The sequence below is a fragment of the Enterobacter sp. CGMCC 5087 genome, from assembly GCF_003144775.1.
Lineage (GTDB): Bacteria > Pseudomonadota > Gammaproteobacteria > Enterobacterales > Enterobacteriaceae > Enterobacter > Enterobacter cloacae_M.
On sequence record NZ_QFXN01000225.1, the window covers coordinates 1 to 19,305 of the forward strand.

Annotated in this window: 18 protein-coding genes and 1 tRNA gene; 8 read left to right on the forward strand and 11 right to left on the reverse strand. The window is 47.7% G+C overall.

The window, feature by feature from the left end; all coding sequences use genetic code 11:
• A partial coding sequence (locus tag DEO48_RS26830) for a hypothetical protein (protein WP_181367032.1) occupies positions 1–305 on the forward strand: 305 nt, incomplete at its 5' end.
• A 43-nt stretch (positions 306–348) separates the two neighbouring features.
• Here DEO48_RS26830 and DEO48_RS19435 read toward each other — a convergent pair.
• The 3 genes from DEO48_RS19435 to DEO48_RS19445 are packed head-to-tail and all read right to left on the reverse strand — an operon-like array spanning position 349 to position 2,110.
• Positions 349–1,107, reverse strand: coding sequence for a hypothetical protein (locus tag DEO48_RS19435; protein WP_146198306.1), 759 nt, complete (start codon positions 1,105–1,107; stop codon positions 349–351).
• Between the two features lie 59 nt (positions 1,108–1,166).
• Positions 1,167–1,649 (reverse strand): hypothetical protein, encoded by a 483-nt coding sequence (locus DEO48_RS19440; protein ID WP_109846049.1) that lies wholly within the window; start codon positions 1,647–1,649, stop codon positions 1,167–1,169.
• A gap of 50 nt (positions 1,650–1,699) precedes the next feature.
• Positions 1,700–2,110, reverse strand: a complete 411-nt coding sequence (locus DEO48_RS19445; RefSeq protein WP_146198307.1) for a hypothetical protein — start codon at positions 2,108–2,110, stop codon at positions 1,700–1,702.
• A gap of 122 nt (positions 2,111–2,232) precedes the next feature.
• On the opposite strand from DEO48_RS19445, the gene DEO48_RS19450 reads away from it, so the two are divergent.
• Both DEO48_RS19450 and DEO48_RS19455 read left to right on the forward strand, forming a co-directional pair.
• Positions 2,233–2,862 carry a DUF2913 family protein gene (locus DEO48_RS19450; protein ID WP_109846051.1) on the forward strand — a complete coding sequence of 210 codons (630 nt, stop codon included), beginning with the start codon at positions 2,233–2,235 and terminating at the stop codon, positions 2,860–2,862.
• A gap of 209 nt (positions 2,863–3,071) precedes the next feature.
• Positions 3,072–3,971, forward strand: coding sequence for an SMEK domain-containing protein (locus tag DEO48_RS19455; RefSeq protein ID WP_109846052.1), 900 nt, complete (start codon positions 3,072–3,074; stop codon positions 3,969–3,971).
• Positions 3,972–4,296: 325 nt separating this feature from the next.
• Here the strand turns inward: DEO48_RS19455 and DEO48_RS19460 are convergent, their stop codons facing one another.
• The 7 genes from DEO48_RS19460 to DEO48_RS19495 all read right to left on the reverse strand — a co-directional run bounded on the left by DEO48_RS19460 (position 4,297) and on the right by DEO48_RS19495 (position 11,801).
• Entirely contained in the window at positions 4,297–6,030 is a 1,734-nt protein-coding gene (locus tag DEO48_RS19460) for an ATP-binding protein (protein ID WP_085119320.1), read from the reverse strand.
• A 9-nt stretch (positions 6,031–6,039) separates the two neighbouring features.
• Positions 6,040–7,053 (reverse strand): SIR2 family protein, encoded by a 1,014-nt coding sequence (locus tag DEO48_RS19465; RefSeq protein ID WP_109846053.1) that lies wholly within the window; start codon positions 7,051–7,053, stop codon positions 6,040–6,042.
• Positions 7,054–7,489: 436 nt separating this feature from the next.
• Positions 7,490–7,855, reverse strand: a complete 366-nt coding sequence (locus tag DEO48_RS19470) for a plasmid partitioning/stability family protein (protein ID WP_109846054.1) — start codon at positions 7,853–7,855, stop codon at positions 7,490–7,492.
• 5 nt (positions 7,856–7,860) lie between these two features.
• Positions 7,861–8,817 carry a plasmid segregation protein ParM domain-containing protein gene (gene parM / locus DEO48_RS19475; RefSeq protein WP_109846055.1) on the reverse strand — a complete coding sequence of 319 codons (957 nt, stop codon included), beginning with the start codon at positions 8,815–8,817 and terminating at the stop codon, positions 7,861–7,863.
• A 438-nt stretch (positions 8,818–9,255) separates the two neighbouring features.
• Positions 9,256–10,524, reverse strand: coding sequence for an integrase arm-type DNA-binding domain-containing protein (locus DEO48_RS19485; protein ID WP_109846057.1), 1,269 nt, complete (start codon positions 10,522–10,524; stop codon positions 9,256–9,258).
• A gap of 197 nt (positions 10,525–10,721) precedes the next feature.
• Positions 10,722–10,796, reverse strand: a tRNA-Arg gene (locus tag DEO48_RS19490).
• Positions 10,797–10,871: 75 nt separating this feature from the next.
• A complete protein-coding gene (locus tag DEO48_RS19495) occupies positions 10,872–11,801 on the reverse strand; it encodes a formate/nitrite transporter family protein (RefSeq protein ID WP_029740160.1) in 930 nt (309 codons plus the stop codon).
• A gap of 315 nt (positions 11,802–12,116) precedes the next feature.
• On the opposite strand from DEO48_RS19495, the gene mlaA reads away from it, so the two are divergent.
• On the forward strand, positions 12,117–12,869 hold the full coding sequence (gene mlaA, locus DEO48_RS19500; RefSeq protein ID WP_023312585.1) for a phospholipid-binding lipoprotein MlaA: 753 nt from the start codon (positions 12,117–12,119) through the stop codon (positions 12,867–12,869).
• Between the two features lie 44 nt (positions 12,870–12,913).
• On the opposite strand, the gene fadL is transcribed toward mlaA, so the two are convergent.
• Complete coding sequence (gene fadL / locus DEO48_RS19505; RefSeq protein WP_032659239.1) at positions 12,914–14,236, reverse strand: long-chain fatty acid transporter FadL; 1,323 nt, start codon at positions 14,234–14,236, stop codon at positions 12,914–12,916.
• Positions 14,237–14,608: 372 nt separating this feature from the next.
• Between fadL and DEO48_RS19515 the strand changes: the two genes are divergently transcribed.
• The 4 genes from DEO48_RS19515 to sixA all read left to right on the forward strand — a co-directional run bounded on the left by DEO48_RS19515 (position 14,609) and on the right by sixA (position 19,282).
• Positions 14,609–14,893, forward strand: coding sequence for a YfcZ/YiiS family protein (locus DEO48_RS19515; protein WP_109846058.1), 285 nt, complete (start codon positions 14,609–14,611; stop codon positions 14,891–14,893).
• 236 nt (positions 14,894–15,129) lie between these two features.
• Positions 15,130–16,440: an acetyl-CoA C-acyltransferase FadI gene (gene fadI / locus DEO48_RS19520; RefSeq protein WP_109846059.1), complete on the forward strand. Its 1,311-nt coding sequence runs from the start codon at positions 15,130–15,132 to the stop codon at positions 16,438–16,440.
• The gene (fadJ, locus tag DEO48_RS19525; RefSeq protein WP_109846060.1) at positions 16,440–18,587 is read left to right on the forward strand and encodes a fatty acid oxidation complex subunit alpha FadJ; all 2,148 of its coding nucleotides are present in this window, start codon (positions 16,440–16,442) and stop codon (positions 18,585–18,587) included. Before fadI ends, fadJ begins: the two co-directional genes overlap by 1 nt.
• Positions 18,588–18,796: 209 nt before the next feature.
• On the forward strand, positions 18,797–19,282 hold the full coding sequence (gene sixA, locus DEO48_RS19530) for a phosphohistidine phosphatase SixA (RefSeq protein ID WP_109846061.1): 486 nt from the start codon (positions 18,797–18,799) through the stop codon (positions 19,280–19,282).
• Positions 19,283–19,305 lie beyond the last annotated feature (23 nt).

Consider the following 19,305-nt stretch of genomic DNA (forward strand, 5'->3'; position numbering starts at 1 on the left):
TTTCAGATCTCTTAAATAGTAATCATTTAAAATTGCTGGAGGATAATGGAGATTTCAATTTTTCAAGCAGTGAGATAAGTAAGAACAGAACATATTCTTTAGCATGGGGAGTTTGGCATGACCCACAAAAACCGCATTTCACCGGTGTTGTGAAATCTAAAGAGCAAGCTCTTCTTGGATATGAGAAAGCAAAGGAACTTTGGGGTAGCGATTCGAAGAGAGTACATTCACACGGGACATTATACGGTATAAAACTAAAAGAAATGTTAAAAAGCATCAATTATTTTATCGACGCTTTACAATAAGGAAAATGAAGAGACTTCTCCTCAGTCTCTTCGTTAAAATGAGCTATTTTTGTTGAAATGGTATGACAGTTTCAGAGTTTATTTCAACCTTGGTTTTTTCTTTGTCTTCAAATGAAGGCCACTCATAGGATTTTGTTAACAATTTCCATTTATAGTATTGTTCACCATCATCGATAATGTGAATATTCAAAATACTCCATGATTCATCCTGACAGTGACTGTGTTTTTTATAGTCACTATCCGTAAAACAAGCTCTCATTATCTCACTCTGATAAAATAGTATATTCTGAAACGCGACATTGAACTTTCCATTTTTTTCTAATGTCAGAAAATCTGCGTAGTCATTTTCTCTCCCACCACCTGCATATCCTGTAAACCACTTATATACTAATGCGATTGTCTTATCATTTTTACCTATAGGATAAATTGCAGGATATATTTCATATCCAACTCGTGAAAGTATATCATCACTATTATCTATAGATTCATTACTATGATGATAACTTCCAAAATTCCATTGATTGACTTTTTTGTAATTTTCATCAACCACATTAACTTCGATTAAATTATGGCTTTTATCCATTAAATAAAAATCAGAATCACTACCTTTTAATTTATAGACGGAATATCCATTATCATCATTACAAAAAACATTAAGATGTTGACATATCTTATTACGAACTATTGTTGTGTCACCAATTTTAATCAACGGTGTAATCAACGGAGCTGCGATTACAGCAACAGGAAAAGCATAAAAAAACAAACTTAATAATGTCACGGTTAATAATTTTTTACTTCTCACTTTATACTCCACTTTTTATAGGGTGTCGTTTATAGAGACAAGATACTTATGGGCACAAACTATGATCCTCTAGAAATCTGGAATATTTGCTTATGATTTTCGATAAGAAATGGTTCCCCCAGTGCTTCTATCATATCAGGAATAATATGAGCGATTGTCTCTTGCTGACCAATTATTAATGCAATATCACTGGAGTATAATACGGAATGAGTTGTTTTTAATATCTCATATAAACTCTCCCAAAAAGCATCTACGCCTGGTGGCCTGTTTACAGAAAGACCTGACGCCATTGAAATATTGTCGATATGAATGATATCTATAGAGATTTCAGCATCAAATGCATCGGGGATCTTGCATATTCTTCCATTAAATTCAAAGAGTTCACCAGCATCTTTGTTTGGGTATTCTACATATATATGACATTTGTCATCTGATATTTCCTTATGTATAGTTACATTCTTAAATATAGCATCAATAACAGACAAAGGGAAATACCCAATATTCCCTTCATGAACGGCAGTTAAGTAAACATCAATACTCATTTAAATATCCTTATTATTAATAATTTCGTAGAAAGATGCCAATTGTCTATTTATTTCATTGAGTCCAGATTATTAACATCATCATTACTACACCAATATGTTTGAGTGCTCCCTGTTTTTTTATCAACAATAGCTACTCGATTCATTGCATCAGAGTAATCTGACTTATCAAGCCCACTACCTATCGAGACAAATGAATCAATGGTTGTGAATTCAAACATCCCAAAGTCATCAGCACCTTCCTTTATTGCTTCATTATAGTCTTCTTGATATTTTCTTTTTATTTGCTGAATGGTTTCCATTGATTTAAATTCTTTGCCACCAAATTTTACGACTAATTTATCACCTTTTTTAGTCGCAGTGATTATAGTGTTGTTATCACTGTGGCAATAAAAAAGATCTGATCCATCCGCAGCCAGAGCAGTTGAACTGATCAGCATGGATATTAATAGTAACTTCATTGCACTGCCCCGATAAAATATAATACAATAATGAAGTTTTAATTATCTTGCACTATGTTATTTGTTACTAATCTTTATTTTTTCATTGTTAGACTGTTGTTTAAAAACCACCGGAGTTTCATTTGACAGTAACATCCCTTGAACGCCCAACTGAAGAACTTGCACACCTTGCCTGGTGCATCCTGGTGGCCGTTGGCCTTGCCAGACAACAAGGCAAGGTGCACTCTACCCTGCAGACGCATATGTTCATCATGCAGTGGTTGCTGACAGCGCAAAAGCGCAAGTTGTTTCCCATAACGTTAGCGCAGGACATCATCTGGCTACAGGAGCAGGGGAAGTGTTACGGGCTGTCAGCACGGCTTTACAGCAAGGTGGAGTACATCTGGCTTGCCAGTTCAGGCGAACTTGCGCAGCAGAGTACGCTGTTTCGTTTTACGTACATGATTGACACGCTGAGGACGATGGGCTGGAAAGATGTGCTGTTGTCGACAAAGGAGTGGGAAGCCGGATTGATGCCCGCAGGCAATACCAGTGCAATCTACACCCCGAAGGACAAACTACACCAAGTGTTCAGCGAGAATGGCGATTTGCTCATGCCAATGGATTTAAGGCTGACCGGTGATATCAGTGGCATCCCTGCACTGCTGGCACAGTGTAATCTGCATGCTGAGCATCGATCGGATGAGGGGGAATGTGCGGTGCTTAGATTGCTGCCTGACAATGGTGTTTGTACTGATTCAGGCCTCAGTTAACAATTTTCGACAGGCCGTTTTGTGCCAAGAACGGACTTTGTTAAAAGTGAAAAGCATCGAGATTAGTTAGTAAATTTTCATAGAAGCCGTAGGATTAGAAAAAATTCGATGATATTGTTATGCTTATCTAAAAAATGCACAGTCAAATTTACAGTCAATGAACAAGCTGAAAAAATACCCCCCTTATTAATTCAAAAGGATGATTGATTATGATTGACCCGCTTATTAGAAATCTACAGGCTGACATTGCATTGCTTCAGCTTTACATCGCCCAACGCCAAAAGACTGGTTTTCACGATATGGAAAGAATGGTGGAAGCGTTGACCATCTTTATATTTCGTGCACTACGAATGGGAGAGTTGAAAAACCTTAATCAGATTAAAGCCAACTTTCCCGCCATTGATTTGGCTGATAATCAAAAAATGATAGCGGTTCAAGTTACTACTAATGCAAGCCCGGCAAAAATAAATAAAACCATTAAAGCTTTTGAAAAGAAGAATGAATTAGGCGTGAGCCTCAAAGATAAATACTCTGCATTATATATTTTCGGTTTTTGTAAAACTTCAAAACACTCTGTTCCAAGTTATTGTAAATTAATTGACACCAGCTATCTTATAGGCGAACTGTGCGATAAAGCAGATGAAGACATGATCCAGGATATTCTTGATGCCATTAGGCGCCATCAGGATTACACTTCATTACACCCTTGGGATGATAAGGATTCACTTGAAATAATCCTTGACCTTATTAATCGCAATGCAATTAAGCATAGAATGATTTGTGAAGGTAGCCTCTCTGATATGGTTATAGGCTTCAAGGAAATAAATGAAGTAATTGGAAAGGGAACAATCCAACGTAAGCAACGATCCAAATCTATAGCTGATTTCAAAGATCAAAACATGGTTATATTCCTGAGAGGTGTAACGGATGATCTCTCCCATATTCAAGCTATAATAAATAAATCAAGAGTGAGTAATGACGATTTTGTCTACATTAGCCATGAAGACATGGCTAGAATTGATCAGTTAAAAATCAAAATAGCCAATGATTCGTCAAAAATTGCAAAGCTAAACAATATAAAAATGGAAATAAATGTAATCAATCTTTAAGTAATTGCTTGTCGCCAATATATAAAAATAACCTTGCTTCATTGTGCAGGGCTTATATTGACATCTCTTTATTGTTTAGCGACTCTCGCTCATGGTGGCCCTTGAAGGCTGTAAGCCAGACCATTCAGGGCCAAGAGCGGACATTACTAACTCTAAACAGCATTAATTACGGGGAGGAGCTCAAAACAACCATATTTTTGATAAATGGATTGCAAATCTGGGTCGAGATAATTCGTTTTACAGCGCACATTTCACGTGAAGCCTCGAGCGCGTTGTGTGCTCGAGACTTCAGGGAACTACGATAGATTTAAAACCAGTGAAGCAATTACTGGATATTTTGCTTACGCCAATTTTCCACTGCAATCAACAGTCGCTTGTTTTTGACTGGCTTTTGCCATTCATCCCAGAAATTGACCGTGCCGCTATTAGGCTTATTCATGGGCTCATCGATCCTGATCCTGCTTGGAAGCAGACTCGCATCGCCAACAACCAAGGCCTCGCCTGTATCAAGGGTCGGAAGGATATCACTGAACCCGCCGAGGCTATCAGGTAAAAGCCTTTTGATCACTCCCTGATCTTCGGCGTTGGTCAGCCTCATGGACACAAAGTTGCTGCACTGGCTGAGCATCGTCTTATTCACTTCGGAAGGACGCTGGCTTATCACGATGAGGCTGACACCATATTTACGGCCTTCCTTAGCGATGCGCTCGAAAATATCCAAGGAGATATCATCGGCTGAAGCGGCCATGTTTCGTTGAGGCATGTAGAGATGGGCCTCATCACATAAAAGCGCAATAGGATGGCGCAGCTCGGATGGCGTCCACTGTTGGACAGAGAAGGTCACTCGAGCAACAAGAGAAACGATCAGTGGAAGAACGTCTGATGGAACCTCGGAGAAGTTGATGATCTTGATACCAGCTTTGCCATTCTCTAAAGAGCTTCCAAGCATGGCAGTGGTAAATTTTTCAAGCCAAGAAAAATCCAATATGTCACCACCGCCGCTGAAAAGGAATCCTAGGCGCCTATCAGAGACTTTGTTCTCTAGCCGGGAGATCATCCGAGCGAGTTTTCCAAAAAAATCCCCCTGTTTTTCTTTACCGGCCGATGCCCCCGGAACCATCTCTACATTGATATCGTTCAGCCTGCCCATCAGGACATCCAGATCGAATGGAACTGGGCTATCTACGGTGAAGTGCTTCAGAATTTCTTTCTGATCACCATCCTCAAGATATTTTCTTTTGGCCTGATTGATCTCACGAGAGATGATCATTGCTTGGTTGGGCGCATTCTGATCACTACGGTCAACAAACATTGCAACGAGTGCTTCATACGAAAGCAACCAGTAAGGCAGGTAAAGTACACCGTCATCAATGGTGCGTTTGGCCTCTACATCGGCGGGACCGGCCACCTTGAAATGCTGAATACCTTGGTCCACCAATGGCGCGTATTCACCATGAAGATCAAAAACGATAGCGTTAGCCGTAGAGAGCCTTGTCATCTGCTCAATGATCTTGGCTGTCGTCCAAGATTTACCTGATCCAGTACTGCCGCCGATGAAGGCGTGGCGTTGGAAAAACTTATTACCGTTGAGATATGCAACAGCATGCTCGTCCAGCGTGTATTTTCCCAGCGTCAGGACATTGCCATTGGCTGAGACGCTGGAGAGCGTACGCATAAAGCTAGTAAGGTTTTCACCCTCAAGCGAAAAGCAATTCGCGTCGATTTCTGGAACGCTTTCTAATGTGCGGCGAAAGACATTTTCTCTTTCTCCATCACGATCTAGCATCGTGCCAATCAGGGCGATTTTGCACAGATTGAGTTCTGAGGTTTGTTCGCTAATACCATCGTTGGCAATGTCCTCAATACCACGCTTGCGGGTTACCTGGGTGATGAGGCCGATGAGATGCTGTCCAGGCCTGCTGCTTTGGAGCACGGCCAGATGGTTGACTTGCAATCTTTTTAACTGGTCGACATTATCCACATCAACGATAACATTTGTTGTATCGACAGAGGCCACCTTCCCAAGCGCGTCGTCATCCCGAAAATTAAATATCGACATTTATTCCTCCTACATAATTAGTGAAAGGTAATTGTCAAGACTCCAGATGTTTTTTTCAATTATCAGAGGAGTTTTGTCTAAAGAGGAGTAGACGATGGACTGCTCGTCTGTAGCTCCCCGTTCTATTGCTAGGTAATTTTGCGTCTTGCCATTAAGGATGAGCTTTCTAGCAGCGTCTGAGAGCGCATAAGTAATAATCGTAATAGGGGTATTTTGACGAATGCATTTGGCCATAATGTTCGGCTGAATATGTTCGTCATTGAAGCCGTAGCCTATACACAAGAAGGAGTTGGCAGCATTAATTGCTAAATCGGCATTGTGAATTGTCGAGCGATATGGTTCCAAATGCGTAGTTTGATATTTCTGAGTTCCCGGTGTCACTATTTCCGGCTTATAGTTAGCAGGTATTCCGTGAGTATTTGAAAGGGCGACAATGTCTTCAAGTGGCGATTTAAACCAGTCCAGAGAACCGTGCACTTTCCAGATATTAACCCTACGTGCAGACGTTATTTCATTCGGTGCAGTGCGTTGTCGAAAGAATCCGTGCGAGAACCCCGTGTAATGATGCGCTCCCTCCTGATCGCAAGCATATTCTGCCAGCCTGTCATAATTCGTAGTAACTATATTTATTTTGGTGAGGCTGCTTTTGAACATGTGGCGTAGCAGACGACTCAGCGGAAACATAGCTTGGTTCTGAAGGCTATTGTGGAAGATTTGAATGTCTTCTGAACTGATAAGCGTCCAAGTTGCTGTGATAATTCTAGAGGTTAGCTCCTCAGTAACAGCCACCTGATGCAACGCCGATTCCAGATCAACACCGTCTAATAACACCTGACAGAATTTCTCCCAAGCTACAATCTCAGCAGCAGACAAACCAGAAATGTCGGTATTGGCGACCAAGTGCTTAGCAAGCGCACCCATTCCAGACATGCCATGGGCAGCTGACGCACCACTGCCTAGGATGATTAAGGGAGCCTTGCCATAATAATCTTGAGCCTGCTTTTGGTAATCAACTCCTGACATCGAAAAAACTCCTAATTTTGTATCGTGCTCCTTACAGTTATCTTTGCTCAAAGATAACTGTAAGGAGCACCCATGCAGATCTATAGTGACCAACAAAGAATGGAATCCTACTCAGCGTATTTAATCATGCCATCAAGAGTGGCCGTGTGGCTGTGAACTGCCTCCGTTAATCAACATACCAGTAACAGTAATGCACCTTCTGTAGTGAGAACAATTTCGTACTTCCGCTGTTCGCTCTTAGCTGACATTCGAGAACAATAACATTGAGTGGCGGAGTTTCGACAGTCAGTCTTAACATTTTCGTTCTCATCTGTAGACTCCGATCTTGTTGAATTTTAGTGTACTAAAAGAAAAAAACGAAAAAGGACGCCAGGCCTTCGTGGCCGGGCGTTCTGTTTTATGACGTTATTGAAACGATATAACATTTATTGCAGGATTATTCAGGCAGAGAAACCGCCAGATTCATCGCTGAAACACTGCTGTTGGATTGCTCTGTTATTGCTTGAGGTGATGCTGTGGCTGGCACAGCGACAACCTGACCAGATCCCGGCAGGATATTAAGAAACGATGCCAGCATCATACGCAAGGTTTCCGGTGTGGTGTTCTCAGCGAGCAGGGCCGCTAGTACCGACGGTAACCTGCAATCAATCTCACCCAGTGCAATACCCGCCAGTAATGCTGTTCGTGACGACTCACTGCGATCGCTACGTGGTAACGCCTCTATTCTGGCATCCGCAAAGCGTTCAGAGGCATGTGTTTTGGGACGTAGATAAATCAGTACTTTTCTGCGAGTCATGAGCACCTCCGTTAACCAATGGCTCTTAAGCCGTGTACCAGCGCGAACTGTGGCTCATGTGCCACAAAGAAACGATCCTCACGCAGTCTCACATGATTACGGATGGCTTCAGCCAGCAAGCAGGCTCCACCGCCAACTACTGCAACATGGGTATAGCCCTTAAAGCGATCAATTGCTTCCAGTACCCGTGCACGGTAACGCTCAATACCGTTGTTTATAGCCTGCTTTATGCTATCAACAGCCCTCGGATCGTTGATGTTGTTCGCCAGGTACGTGTCGTCGAATCGTTTGATTATCAGCCGGTCCACATTGTAACGTGAGAGTGCCATCCCGGCTTTTCGTAGCGCCTGTTGCACCTCGTCGGTCACCAGTGATACACCGAGAGCCGGATCGCCATAGATACGTGATACCGAAGACATCTGACCTGCCACCTGTGAGATATCCAGCGTGGTGCCGCCGAGATCAACAATCAGCACCGAGTTGGTGGGTGAGAGCTGGTCGCACAGCGCAATCCCGGCAGGAATGGATTCCGGGCGCACGGTGACGCGGGTGATGGTAAAGACGTGACCATTATTCAGCACCACAGGTTGCAGCAGGCTCTGCTTCTTGCGCTCGATGTTATCCAATTGGTACTGAGCGTCTTCGTCGTAGAACTCCGCCAGCGGCAGTGTGACCACGATATTCACGCATTGCGGCGCAAGACCACTGGTCAGCAGCGCATGGTGGACCGCAACGGCGTTGAGCGGGCTGTACTGCCACTCAATGTTGCTGGTGGTGAGTGAATCCGGGGAAATAAGATCAAACGAGTATTTCTCTTTGCCGGCTGTGTAGTTAAACGGTTTACTGCTGCCAAACATGGCTGACCATCCGCGTCTGAAACTGTTGGGGCTGAGGTGAGTAAAGGTCCTGCCGTGCTGCTCCCACAGCATTTTGATGTGAGTCGAACCATCGTCGATATAAATGCGCATGTTGCACCTTAGTTGAGTCAAATGTGAGTTGAGATTGAGTCATCCGATGTTGCCGGACACGTGAAGGGCGATTATTGAGCCAGAATTGCGAGCACGATGAGATGAATCAGCGCCATAAAGCGCTCAATGGCAAAAGGCAGTGCTGCCAGTCAGGCAAACATGAGGATTTTTTTCATCTGGTCTGTTTCCTGTATGGGGTGAGTCAATGCGAATGGCTACACAAGATTCAGGAGATGAGCGTCGAGAAATTACAGCGCCGTCCGATACTGAGAATTGTTCGTATCAGATTTCTGATTAAATAAAATCAGGGTTTATTTAAAGTGAAGTACAGGGGGGGATATTTGAGGGGAAGTTAAAGTGCAGCTATGGAATGGTGAACGCCCAACCGTGGAGGTTGAGCATTCAGGGATTTGTCGCGTTTACCGGGCTGTTTTGCAATTATTTCGATCCGACATCATCAGGGTGTGCAAACTCATAAGGTGTTATATAACCCTCGCGATTCGCATCAAGATAGTCCGCCCACCATTGCATCATTTGCTTACGTTCATCAAGATGTTCTGCAAGATAGATATAAGCAGCACGGACATTATTGCGCTCCTGGTGGCTCATCTGACGTTCTACGGCATCTTTTGACCACAGGCCGGATTCGATCATGGCACTACATGCCATAGTACGAAAACCGTGGCCGCAGACATCAGTTTTTGTATCAAAACCCATTATGCGTAGTGCTTTGTTGATGGTATTTTCACTCATTGGTTTATACGGGGTTTGATTACCTATAAATAGCAGGTCAAACTCACCGCTGATTTCATTAACTTTTTGTAGTATATCTACTGCTTGTTTACACAATGGAACTAAGTGCTGAGTACGCATTTTGGATCCGCGCTTTGAATATTTGACCCCAGCGATCTCTTCACGTCTTTTAGGTATACACCATAAAGCACGTTCAAAGTCGATTTCAGACCAACGAGCAAACCGTAGTTCACTTGAGCGTATAAAGGTTAACAAAGTAAGTTTAATTGCCAGAATTGTGAGGGGTTTCCCTCGGTAACTGTTAATTTTCTCCAAAAATTCGGTGATGTTGTCGAATGACAACGCAGGTCGATGTTCTGTTTTTTGGGATGAGATGGCTCCCTTCATGTCATGAGAAGGATTGTAGTTTATATATGCATTCTGTACGGCGTAACGCATGATAGCCCCAATTCTTTGCTGTAAGCGATTTGCCGTTTCAAGATGTTCTTTGGCTTCAACCGCTTTTACAGGCACCAGCAGGTCACGAGTGGTCAGATTCGCAATATCACATTTCCCCAATGTAGGAAAAATATGGTTTTCCAGTGATGACAACACTGTTTTTGCATGATCTGGGTCCCATCTACGACAACTACTTTTATGCCATTCACGGGCCACGGTTTCAAATGTACGAATATTAGCTTTCTCTTCTTTTTTGTCTCTCTTCTGCTGTGTTGGGTTGATACCATTGGCAAGTAATTTACGAGCATCATCACGCTTTAAACGTGCTCCTGAAAGAGTGATTTCAGGATAAGGACCTATGCTGAGTGTTTGCTCTTTGTTTTCGAAGCGATAACGAAAGCGCCACAACTTTGAACCAGCAGGTGAAATAAAGAGAAATAGTCCATTGCTGTCAGTAAGCTTATAAGCTTTGTCTTGGGGTTTTGCATTGCGTACAACGATATCGGTTAGGGCCATAGAACACGCCTCCTAGATGATTTTTTGAGGGTATGCTGATTATCGAACTGCAAATACCCGCAGTCATGCCCTCAAAAAGGTGTTGATGCTGGTGGAGAATGATGTACCTCAGTTGACTACTAGAAAAAAGAAAAGTTCATAACATACTGATTTTTAGGGGGAGTGTTGATGTCGGTTGACTAACGTTGATATCGGTTTGGCGTCCCCTGCAGGAATCGAACCTGCAACTAGCCCTTAGGAGGGGCTCGTTATATCCATTTAACTAAGGGGACGAGGCGGCACGAGTATAGCCTTATTTACACTTTGCGTTAAGCGCATCGCCGCCTGACTGCTCAAAGAGTCACCATTCAGGTCGATTTTTTTGTCGATTTATCATCATTTTCCCGTGCCTTAAGCTCAGCTTTGCGTTTGTTCGACATGTCGTTACGAATTTGGGCATGGCTTAACAGCGCGAAGATAAACGTTCCGCCGCAAATGTTTCCCGCCAGCGTCGGAAGGGCAAACGGCCAGAAGAAATCGCTCCAGTGAAGCGTACCGTTAAAGACCAGATAGAGGATTTCAACGGTACCGACCACAATATGCGTGGTGTCAGCCAGCGCAATTAGCCAGGTCATCAATATGATCACCACAATTTTGGCGCTTCCCGCGGAAGGAAACATCCAGACCATCGTGGCGATAATCCAGCCAGAGATGATGGCGTTTGAGAACATCTCGACCGGCGTGTTTTTCATCACGTCCATGCCGATTTTCACAAACGCATCCCGGGTGGGTTCATCAAAGATCGGCATATATTCAAACGCCCATGCCGCGATGCCCGTGCCAATGATATTACCCAGCAGGACCACGCTCCAGAGCCGCATCAATAAACCGAAATTACCGAGTGTGGGGTTTTGCATCACCGGCAGAACGGCGGTCACCGTGTTTTCGGTAAACAGCTGCTGGCGGGCCATGATGACAATAATAAAGCCGAAGGTATAGCCGAGGTTTTCCAGTAAAAATCCACCGGGCACGCCTTCCAGCTGCACATGAAATATCCCTTTCGCAAGAAGAGATGCGCCCATTGATAGCCCGGCAGCGATGGCTGACCAGAAGAGGGCCATCGCGTCGCGCTCCATCTCTTTTTCACCATCCTGGCGTATATGCTCGTGGATGGCCATTGCGCGGGAGGGGAGGCGATCTTCATCAATTTCTATCTTCTCGCCGCGCGCCTTCTCCTCGCTTTCAATTTCAAGCTCCTCAGTGCTCTCGCCAATTTTTTCTTCGCCTACATCTTTCATATCTGCTCCCGGAGGTTGATCTTTCTGTTAAGCGTAGCGGCTTTTGTCGGGATGCCTGTGGGGATGCTCTTAATTTGGCTGCAATGACAACAAAGGTGATACATCTCTTTCAAAGACATTATAAAATTGCCAGCGAAACGAATTCCAAAAGCCAGGCTATGCTGAGATCAGAGTCACGGTGGTTACTGCCCGTAATTGTGCTCATAGACATCGGTAAACGTGCTGTTACAATCACTTGCACGTTTACAGACGGAGCGTCAACGGCTCCGTTACGGATGGCAATCAACGATAGCCATACTGAACAGGGAGATATTTATGAAACTTCGGCTGTCGGCGCTTGCGCTTGGCGCGACGATGCTTGTGGGCTGCGCCAGCTCCGGGGAGCAAACGGGACGCTCCGATCCTCTCGAAGGATTTAACCGCTCAATGTATAGCTTCAACTACAACGTACTGGACCCGTATGTGGTTCGTCCGGTGGCAGTAGCATGGCGCGATTATGTTCCACAACCCGCGCGTAACGGGTTAAGTAACTTTACCAGCAACCTCGAAGAGCCTGCGGTCATGGTGAACTACTTCCTGCAGGGCGACCCGTATCAGGGGATGGTCCACTTTACCCGCTTCTTCCTGAACTCCATTCTGGGGATGGGTGGCTTTATTGATGTTGCAGGTATGGCTAACCAGAAGCTGCAGCGTGAACAGCCGCACCGTTTCGGCAGTACGATGGGACACTATGGCGTCGGGTATGGTCCGTACGTGCATTTACCGTTCTACGGTAGTTTCACCCTCCGTGATGATGGCGGCGATATGGTGGATACGCTGTATCCGGTCCTGTCGTGGCTGACCTGGCCGCTGTCGGTGGGTAAATGGACGGTGGAAGGGATTGAAACTCGCGCGCAACTGCTCGACTCTGATGGTCTGCTGCGCCAGTCTTCTGATCCGTACATTATGGTGCGCGAAGCGTACTTCCAGAATCATGACTTTATTGCCAACGGCGGCAAGCTGAAGCCTGAAGAGAATCCAAACGCGAAAGCGATCGAAAACGAACTAAAAGATATCGATTCGGAGTAAATAAAAAAGGTGAGCAATGCTCACCTTTTTTGATTCCAGCGCGATTAGAACGCGTAGTTGAAGTTCATGCCGTACAGCCAGGCTTTACCTTCGGAAGAGAACTCATACGGACCTTCCTTGAAGTTAACTTTTTGACCGTGCATATAAGATATGCCCGCATCAATAGAAGCATCCTTGTTGAATGCATAGGTCGCACCAGCGCTCAGCCAGAAGCGGTCCTGATCGGGAATCGAGATAGAGCGTTTGTCTGCTGGTACCGGACTATCATCGAAGGCAATACCGGTGCGGAATGTCCAGTTGTCATCCATATAGTAGGTTGTCCCCAGCGCGATGCGGTAAGCATCACGGAAGCTCTCATCTTTATAGAAGAGCGTGTCGCCGTTGCTATTGGTCGCCTTCAGCTCCTGGAACTGGCTCCAGCTGGTGTAGGTCAGGCTATAGTGAACTGCCCACTGTGGCGCCACTTTGTTATAACCTGACAATTCCCACATTTCTGGTAAGTGCAGGCTCAGAGAGCCGCCAGTGGTTTGTCCATTGGTTCCCATCGGAAGACCGAAGTTGCCGAGGATCTGGTTATAAGCAGAAGGGAGGCTGCTTTTATAATCTCCATCAAAATCGATTTTTACTTCTGAACGGTAGGTAAAGCCGTAACGGTTGTTTTTATCGAGTTCATAAAGGATACCGGCGTTCCAGCCAAAGCCCCACTCATCGCCCTTCAGATAAGCGATCTGAGTATCTGCTGGGATTCCAGCCACACGCTGTGCCAGGGCTGGTGGAAGTGCGCCTGAGCCAGCGACGACTTTGCCCAGGTCGCCCGCGTAACGTTCGATCTTCGCTTTAGCATACACAGCGTCAAAGCCAACGCCGAAACTCCAGTGATTATCCAGACGGTAAGCACCGCTCAGGTTCAGGTTCAGGGTTTCGAGGTCGGTTTTACCGCCAAACGCCCCAGCTGCATAGTCGTTATTGAACTCGGTTGCTAAACCGTAGTTAGAGGTCACGGATGCGCCCCAGCCGAACTGGTCGTTAATTGGCGCCACGAAGTGCATGTTTGGAACCCATGCCGTTGGGGCAATGTTATCCGACTTCAGATCGGCACCTGTCGGAGAACGGCCCGAGATATCAACACCTGGATCGACAAAAATTGCACCGGCAGAGAAAGTCGGACGATCGAACATCATGATCAACGCGGGGTTACGACTCGCGTTACCCGCATCATCAGCAATGGCGCCTTCCCCTGAATACGCGCGGCCAAGGCCAGAGGAAGAAAATTCGTTTAACTGAAAGCCCGCTGACCAGGCGGAAGTGGAGACGAGTGCCACTGCGACTGCCAGCGCAGTCTTGTTGAACAGGGTTTTCTGGCTCATGACCATAACCTCATTGAGTTATTTTTATTCAATAATTGTTACATACCGTAACAGGAGCGCGAAGTGTAGGGTCTGAGGTATGACAGACAAATCAGACCAGTGGCCAGAGTATAGGTCCGACCAGCCTGAATGTTGCAAGTTTGTTTATTAATATTTTCAAACATGTTTCGTGAAACGAGATCTGCTTGGCAAAATTGTGACCATCGCGACTCACCCAAAAGGGTGGTTTTTGTTTTAGATCATTTTTTAGTGTGATATTGGTCACTTAACCGGTTTTGCGCCATTAACGGCTGGAGAGAGCCCGCGCCGGGGCGTAAAATATCAGCATCGTGTTTATCTCGCGCTCTGCGCGAATACAGAGGAAATTGAGCTATGAGTAAATGCAGTGCTGATGAAACCCCGGTTTGCTGCTGTATGGATGTTGGGACCATCATGGACAACTCCGATTGCACCGCGTCTTACAGCCGCGTGTTCACTACCCGCGCTGAAGCGGAAGAGACCCTGACCGCGCTGAGCATGCGTGCGCGTGACGTTGAATCCGATCCGTGTGAAATCAAGTCAACCTTTACCGAAGTGGAAGGCGGCGTGAAGCTGGACATTGACTTTGTTTTCGCCTGCGAAGCGGAAACGCTGATTTTCCAGCTGGGCCTGCGTTAATTTCTGCGGTCGGATCCCTCTCCCTAACACTCTGCCACGGGAGAGGGCTCAAACATCAAAAACGGTAACCTCAGGGTTACCGTTTTGCTTTTATCACGCCGGCATTTTCTTTTTCTTCTCTGTGTTTTAGCTCGCACTTTTTCGTTTCCCCGATTGGCTGAATGTAAAAAAATGGTTAAGACTATTATCAGGTCAGACCACTTTATGTTGGCGAAAATTTTTTACAGGGGAGTGTTATGAGTCAGGCATTACCGCTTATTACCCGTCAGGGCGATCGCATTGCCATAGTCAGTGGATTGCGCACGCCGTTTGCGCGGCAGGCAACGGCGTTTCATGGCATACCGGCCGTTGACCTGGGCAAAATGGTAGTGGGGGAGATGCTGGCTCGCAGCGAAATTCCGCCGGAGGTCATCGAACAGCTGGTCTTCGGTCAGGTCGTGCAGATGCCTGAAGCCCCCAATATTGCGCGTGAAATCGTCCTCGGTACCGGGATGAACGTGCATACCGATGCCTACAGCGTCAGTCGCGCCTGCGCGACCAGCTTCCAGGCCGTGGCTAACGTCGCTGAAAGCCTGATGGCGGGTACGATTCGCGCCGGGATCGCGGGTGGAGCGGATTCCTCTTCGGTGCTGCCGATTGGCGTGAGTAAAAAGCTGGCGCGCATCCTGGTGGATGTCAATAAAGCCCGCACGACGGGTCAGAAACTCAAGCTCTTCTCGCGTTTACGCCTGCGCGACCTCATGCCCGTGCCGCCTGCCGTAGCGGAATATTCTACTGGCCTGCGCATGGGCGATACCGCCGAGCAGATGGCAAAGACGTACGGCATTACGCGTGAACAACAGGATGCCCTGGCGCATCGCTCGCATCAGCTTGCGGCAAAAGCCTGGTCGGAAGGCAAGCTAACCGACGAGGTCATGACCGCCTATATTCCCCCCTACCGTGAACCGCTTGTGGAAGATAACAATATTCGCGGCACCTCAACGCTGGCGGATTACGCCAAACTGCGCCCGGCGTTTGACCGCAAGCACGGCACGGTGACGGCGGCGAACAGTACGCCGCTGACGGATGGCGCCGCCGCCGTGATCCTGATGACCGAATCCCGCGCGAAGGAGCTGGGCATCACTCCCCTGGGCTATTTACGCAGCTATGCCTTCACCGCCATTGATGTCTGGCAGGACATGCTGTTAGGTCCGGCGTGGTCCACGCCGCTGGCGCTGGAGCGCGCGGGGCTGACGCTGGCTGATTTAACCCTGATTGATATGCACGAAGCGTTTGCCGCGCAAACCCTGGCAAACGTACAGCTGCTGGCAAGCGAGCGTTTCGCGCGCGATGTGCTGGGCCGCGCCCATGCCACGGGCGAAGTGGATCAGAGTAAATTCAACGTGCTGGGCGGCTCTATCGCCTACGGTCATCCGTTTGCCGCCACAGGGGCGAGGATGATCACGCAAACATTACATGAACTCCGTCGCCGCGGCGGCGGGTTTGGCCTCGTTACCGCCTGTGCGGCGGGTGGCCTTGGCGCAGCAATGGTTCTGGAGGCTGAATAATGGATATGCCATCTGCATTTAATCTAACGGTTCGCCTTGATAACGTGGCCGTTATCACTATTGATGTGCCTGATGAAAAGATGAATACCCTGAAGGCCGAATTTGGTGTTCAGGTGCGCACGATGCTAAAGCAGATCCGCGACAACAAAGCGATTCGTGGTCTGGTGTTTATCTCTGCCAAGCCGGATAACTTTATCGCCGGCGCGGATATCAACATGATCGCCCGGGCGCAAAGCGCTCTGGAAGCCGAAGAGTTGGCGCGTCAGGGCCAGCAGGTGATGGCGGAGATCGGCGGCCTGCCGATCCCGGTCATTGCCGCAATCCACGGCGCCTGTCTGGGCGGTGGACTTGAGCTGGCGCTGGCCTGTCACAGCCGGATTTGTACCGACGATGCGAAAACGATTCTGGGCCTGCCGGAAGTGCAGCTGGGCCTGCTGCCTGGCTCCGGCGGAACGCAACGGTTGCCGCGTCTGGTGGGCGTTAGCACGGCACTGGAGATGATCTTAACCGGTAAACAGCTGCGTGCCCGTCAGGCGCTGAAAGCCGGTCTGGTCGATGACGTCGTGCCGCAATCCATTTTGCTGGAGGCCGCCGTTGAGCTTGCGCTGAAAGGGCGTCAGGCAAAACGTCCTCTGCCGGTACGCGAGCGCGTGCTGGCCGGTCCGCTGGGAAGAACGCTCCTGTTCAACATGGTGGGCAAAAAGACCGAACAAAAAACCAAAGGCAATTACCCGGCGGCAAAGCGGATCCTGGAAGTGATCGAAACCGGGCTGTCGCAGGGCAGCAGCAGCGGCTATGCAGCGGAGGCCAAAGCCTTCGGCGAACTGGCGATGACGCCGCAGTCACAGGCGCTGCGCAGCATCTTCTTCGCCAGCACGGAAGTGAAAAAAGATCCGGGCAGCGAGGCGCAGCCTGCGCCGCTGCGTGCCATTGGCGTACTGGGTGGGGGGCTCATGGGTGGCGGAATCTCTTTTGTTACCGCCAGCAAAGGCAAATTGCCTGTACGAATTAAAGACATTAATCCTAAGGGGATCAACCACGCGCTGCAGTACAGCTGGCAGAACCTTGATCGGAAGGTCAAGCGCCGCCATATCAAGACGAGCGAGCGTGATAAAACCCTGGCGATGATCTCCGGTACGACGGATTACAGCGGTTTTGCGCACCGCGATCTGGTGATTGAAGCCGTGTTTGAAGATCTGGCGCTTAAGCAGCAGATGGTGGCAGACGTTGAGCAACATTGCGCCCCGCATACCATTTTTGCCTCCAATACGTCGTCATTGCCGATTGGCGATATCGCGGCGAAAGCCGCGCGTCCTGAGCAGGTGATTGGACTGCATTTCTTTAGCCCGGTCGAAAAAATGCCGCTGGTGGAAGTTATTCCACACGCGACTACCAGTCCGCAAACTGTTGCCACCGTGGTGAAGCTGGCGAAAAAACAGGGCAAAACCCCGATTGTGGTAGCGGACAAAGCTGGCTTCTACGTCAACCGCATTCTGGCTCCCTACATTAATGAAGCAATGCGGTTACTGACGGAAGGGGAGAAGATTGAGCACGTCGACGAGGCGCTGGTAAAGTTTGGTTTCCCCGTTGGCCCAATCCAACTTTTGGATGAGGTGGGAATAGACACCGGCACTAAAATTATACCAGTGCTTGAAGCCGCATATGGCGATCGTTTTAGCCCACCTGCAAACATTGTTTCTGCGATTTTGAAGGACGATCGCAAAGGCAGAAAAAATGAACGCGGTTTCTATCTTTACGGCGCGAAAGGGCGTAAAAGCAGGAAACAGGTCGACCCTTCGGTATATGGACTCATTTCGACCACAGGTCAGGGAAAACTGTCCGCCGTTCAGTGCGCAGAGCGCTGCGTGATGATGATGCTCAATGAAGCGGCACGCTGCTTTGATGAGCAGGTGATCAAGAGTGCACGCGATGGCGACATCGGCGCGGTATTTGGCATTGGTTTCCCGCCGTTCCTTGGCGGCCCGTTCCGTTACATGGATACGCTCGGCGCGGGTGAAGTGGTTGCTATCCTGCAACGTCTGGCTACGCAATATGGTCCGCGTTTTACACCGTGTGACGAATTATTGCAGATGGCGGAACGCGGCCAGACATTTTGGCCTGCAAGGGAAACTGTCCTCGTAAGCTGAGGTCAAAGAAGGGTAAATCCCGAAGTGAATGGACCTGTTCTGGCGATTTTGTAAACAGAGATTGACTATACTTACGCCATTGAGGTAAAAAACAGCGTTTCATTCACCGAATGGATCAGGCACAATGCCCGGCCATCGGGTTTTCTACCTCACAGCATTTATCGCGGGTAGTTAACGCCGGTGATTCTGGTTAACAAAAGCGGTGCAATATGCAAGTTTTTATCATGCGTCACGGCGACGCGGCACTCGATGCCGCCAGTGACTCAGTACGTCCTTTGACCGTCTGTGGCTGCGACGAATCTCGTCTGATGGCGACCTGGCTTAACGGTCAAAAAGTGGACATCGAACGTGTTCTGGTGAGTCCGTTCCTGCGTGCAGAACAGACGCTGGATGTGGTAGGGGAGTGTTTGAACCTGCCGACCAGTGTGGATGTTCTCCCTGAACTCACCCCGTGTGGCGATGTAGGCCTTGTCAGCGCTTATCTTCAGGCGCTGTGCAATGAAGGTGTCGCTTCCGCGCTGGTCATTTCCCACCTGCCACTGGTTGGCTATCTGGTATCTGAGCTGTGCCCGGGCGAAACCCCGCCGATGTTCACGACATCCGCCATTGCCAATGTTTCTCTCGATGAAACGGGCAAAGGTGTCTTCAACTGGCAAATGAGTCCGTGCAACCTGAAGATGGCAAAAGCGATCTGACGTGACGTGCGATATGGCGGGTG

Bases quoted from the DNA above. Each gene is read 5' to 3' on its own strand.
- fadI (WP_109846059.1), top strand. From the start codon at position 15,130: ATGAGTCAGGCATTACCGCTTATTACCCGTCAGGGCGATCGCATTGCC.
- DEO48_RS19455 (WP_109846052.1), top strand. From the start codon at position 3,072: ATGATTGACCCGCTTATTAGAAATCTACAGGCTGACATTGCATTGCTT.
- fadL (WP_032659239.1), bottom strand. From the start codon at position 14,236: ATGAGCCAGAAAACCCTGTTCAACAAGACTGCGCTGGCAGTCGCAGTG.
- parM (WP_109846055.1), bottom strand. From the start codon at position 8,817: ATGCGCATTTATATCGACGATGGTTCGACTCACATCAAAATGCTGTGG.
- DEO48_RS19445 (WP_146198307.1), bottom strand. From the start codon at position 2,110: ATGAAGTTACTATTAATATCCATGCTGATCAGTTCAACTGCTCTGGCT.
- sixA (WP_109846061.1), top strand. From the start codon at position 18,797: ATGCAAGTTTTTATCATGCGTCACGGCGACGCGGCACTCGATGCCGCC.
- DEO48_RS19460 (WP_085119320.1), bottom strand. From the start codon at position 6,030: ATGTCGATATTTAATTTTCGGGATGACGACGCGCTTGGGAAGGTGGCC.
- DEO48_RS19440 (WP_109846049.1), bottom strand. From the start codon at position 1,649: ATGAGTATTGATGTTTACTTAACTGCCGTTCATGAAGGGAATATTGGG.
- DEO48_RS19515 (WP_109846058.1), top strand. From the start codon at position 14,609: ATGAGTAAATGCAGTGCTGATGAAACCCCGGTTTGCTGCTGTATGGAT.
- fadJ (WP_109846060.1), top strand. From the start codon at position 16,440: ATGGATATGCCATCTGCATTTAATCTAACGGTTCGCCTTGATAACGTG.
- DEO48_RS19465 (WP_109846053.1), bottom strand. From the start codon at position 7,053: ATGTCAGGAGTTGATTACCAAAAGCAGGCTCAAGATTATTATGGCAAG.
- mlaA (WP_023312585.1), top strand. From the start codon at position 12,117: ATGAAACTTCGGCTGTCGGCGCTTGCGCTTGGCGCGACGATGCTTGTG.
- DEO48_RS19485 (WP_109846057.1), bottom strand. From the start codon at position 10,524: ATGGCCCTAACCGATATCGTTGTACGCAATGCAAAACCCCAAGACAAA.
- DEO48_RS19495 (WP_029740160.1), bottom strand. From the start codon at position 11,801: ATGAAAGATGTAGGCGAAGAAAAAATTGGCGAGAGCACTGAGGAGCTT.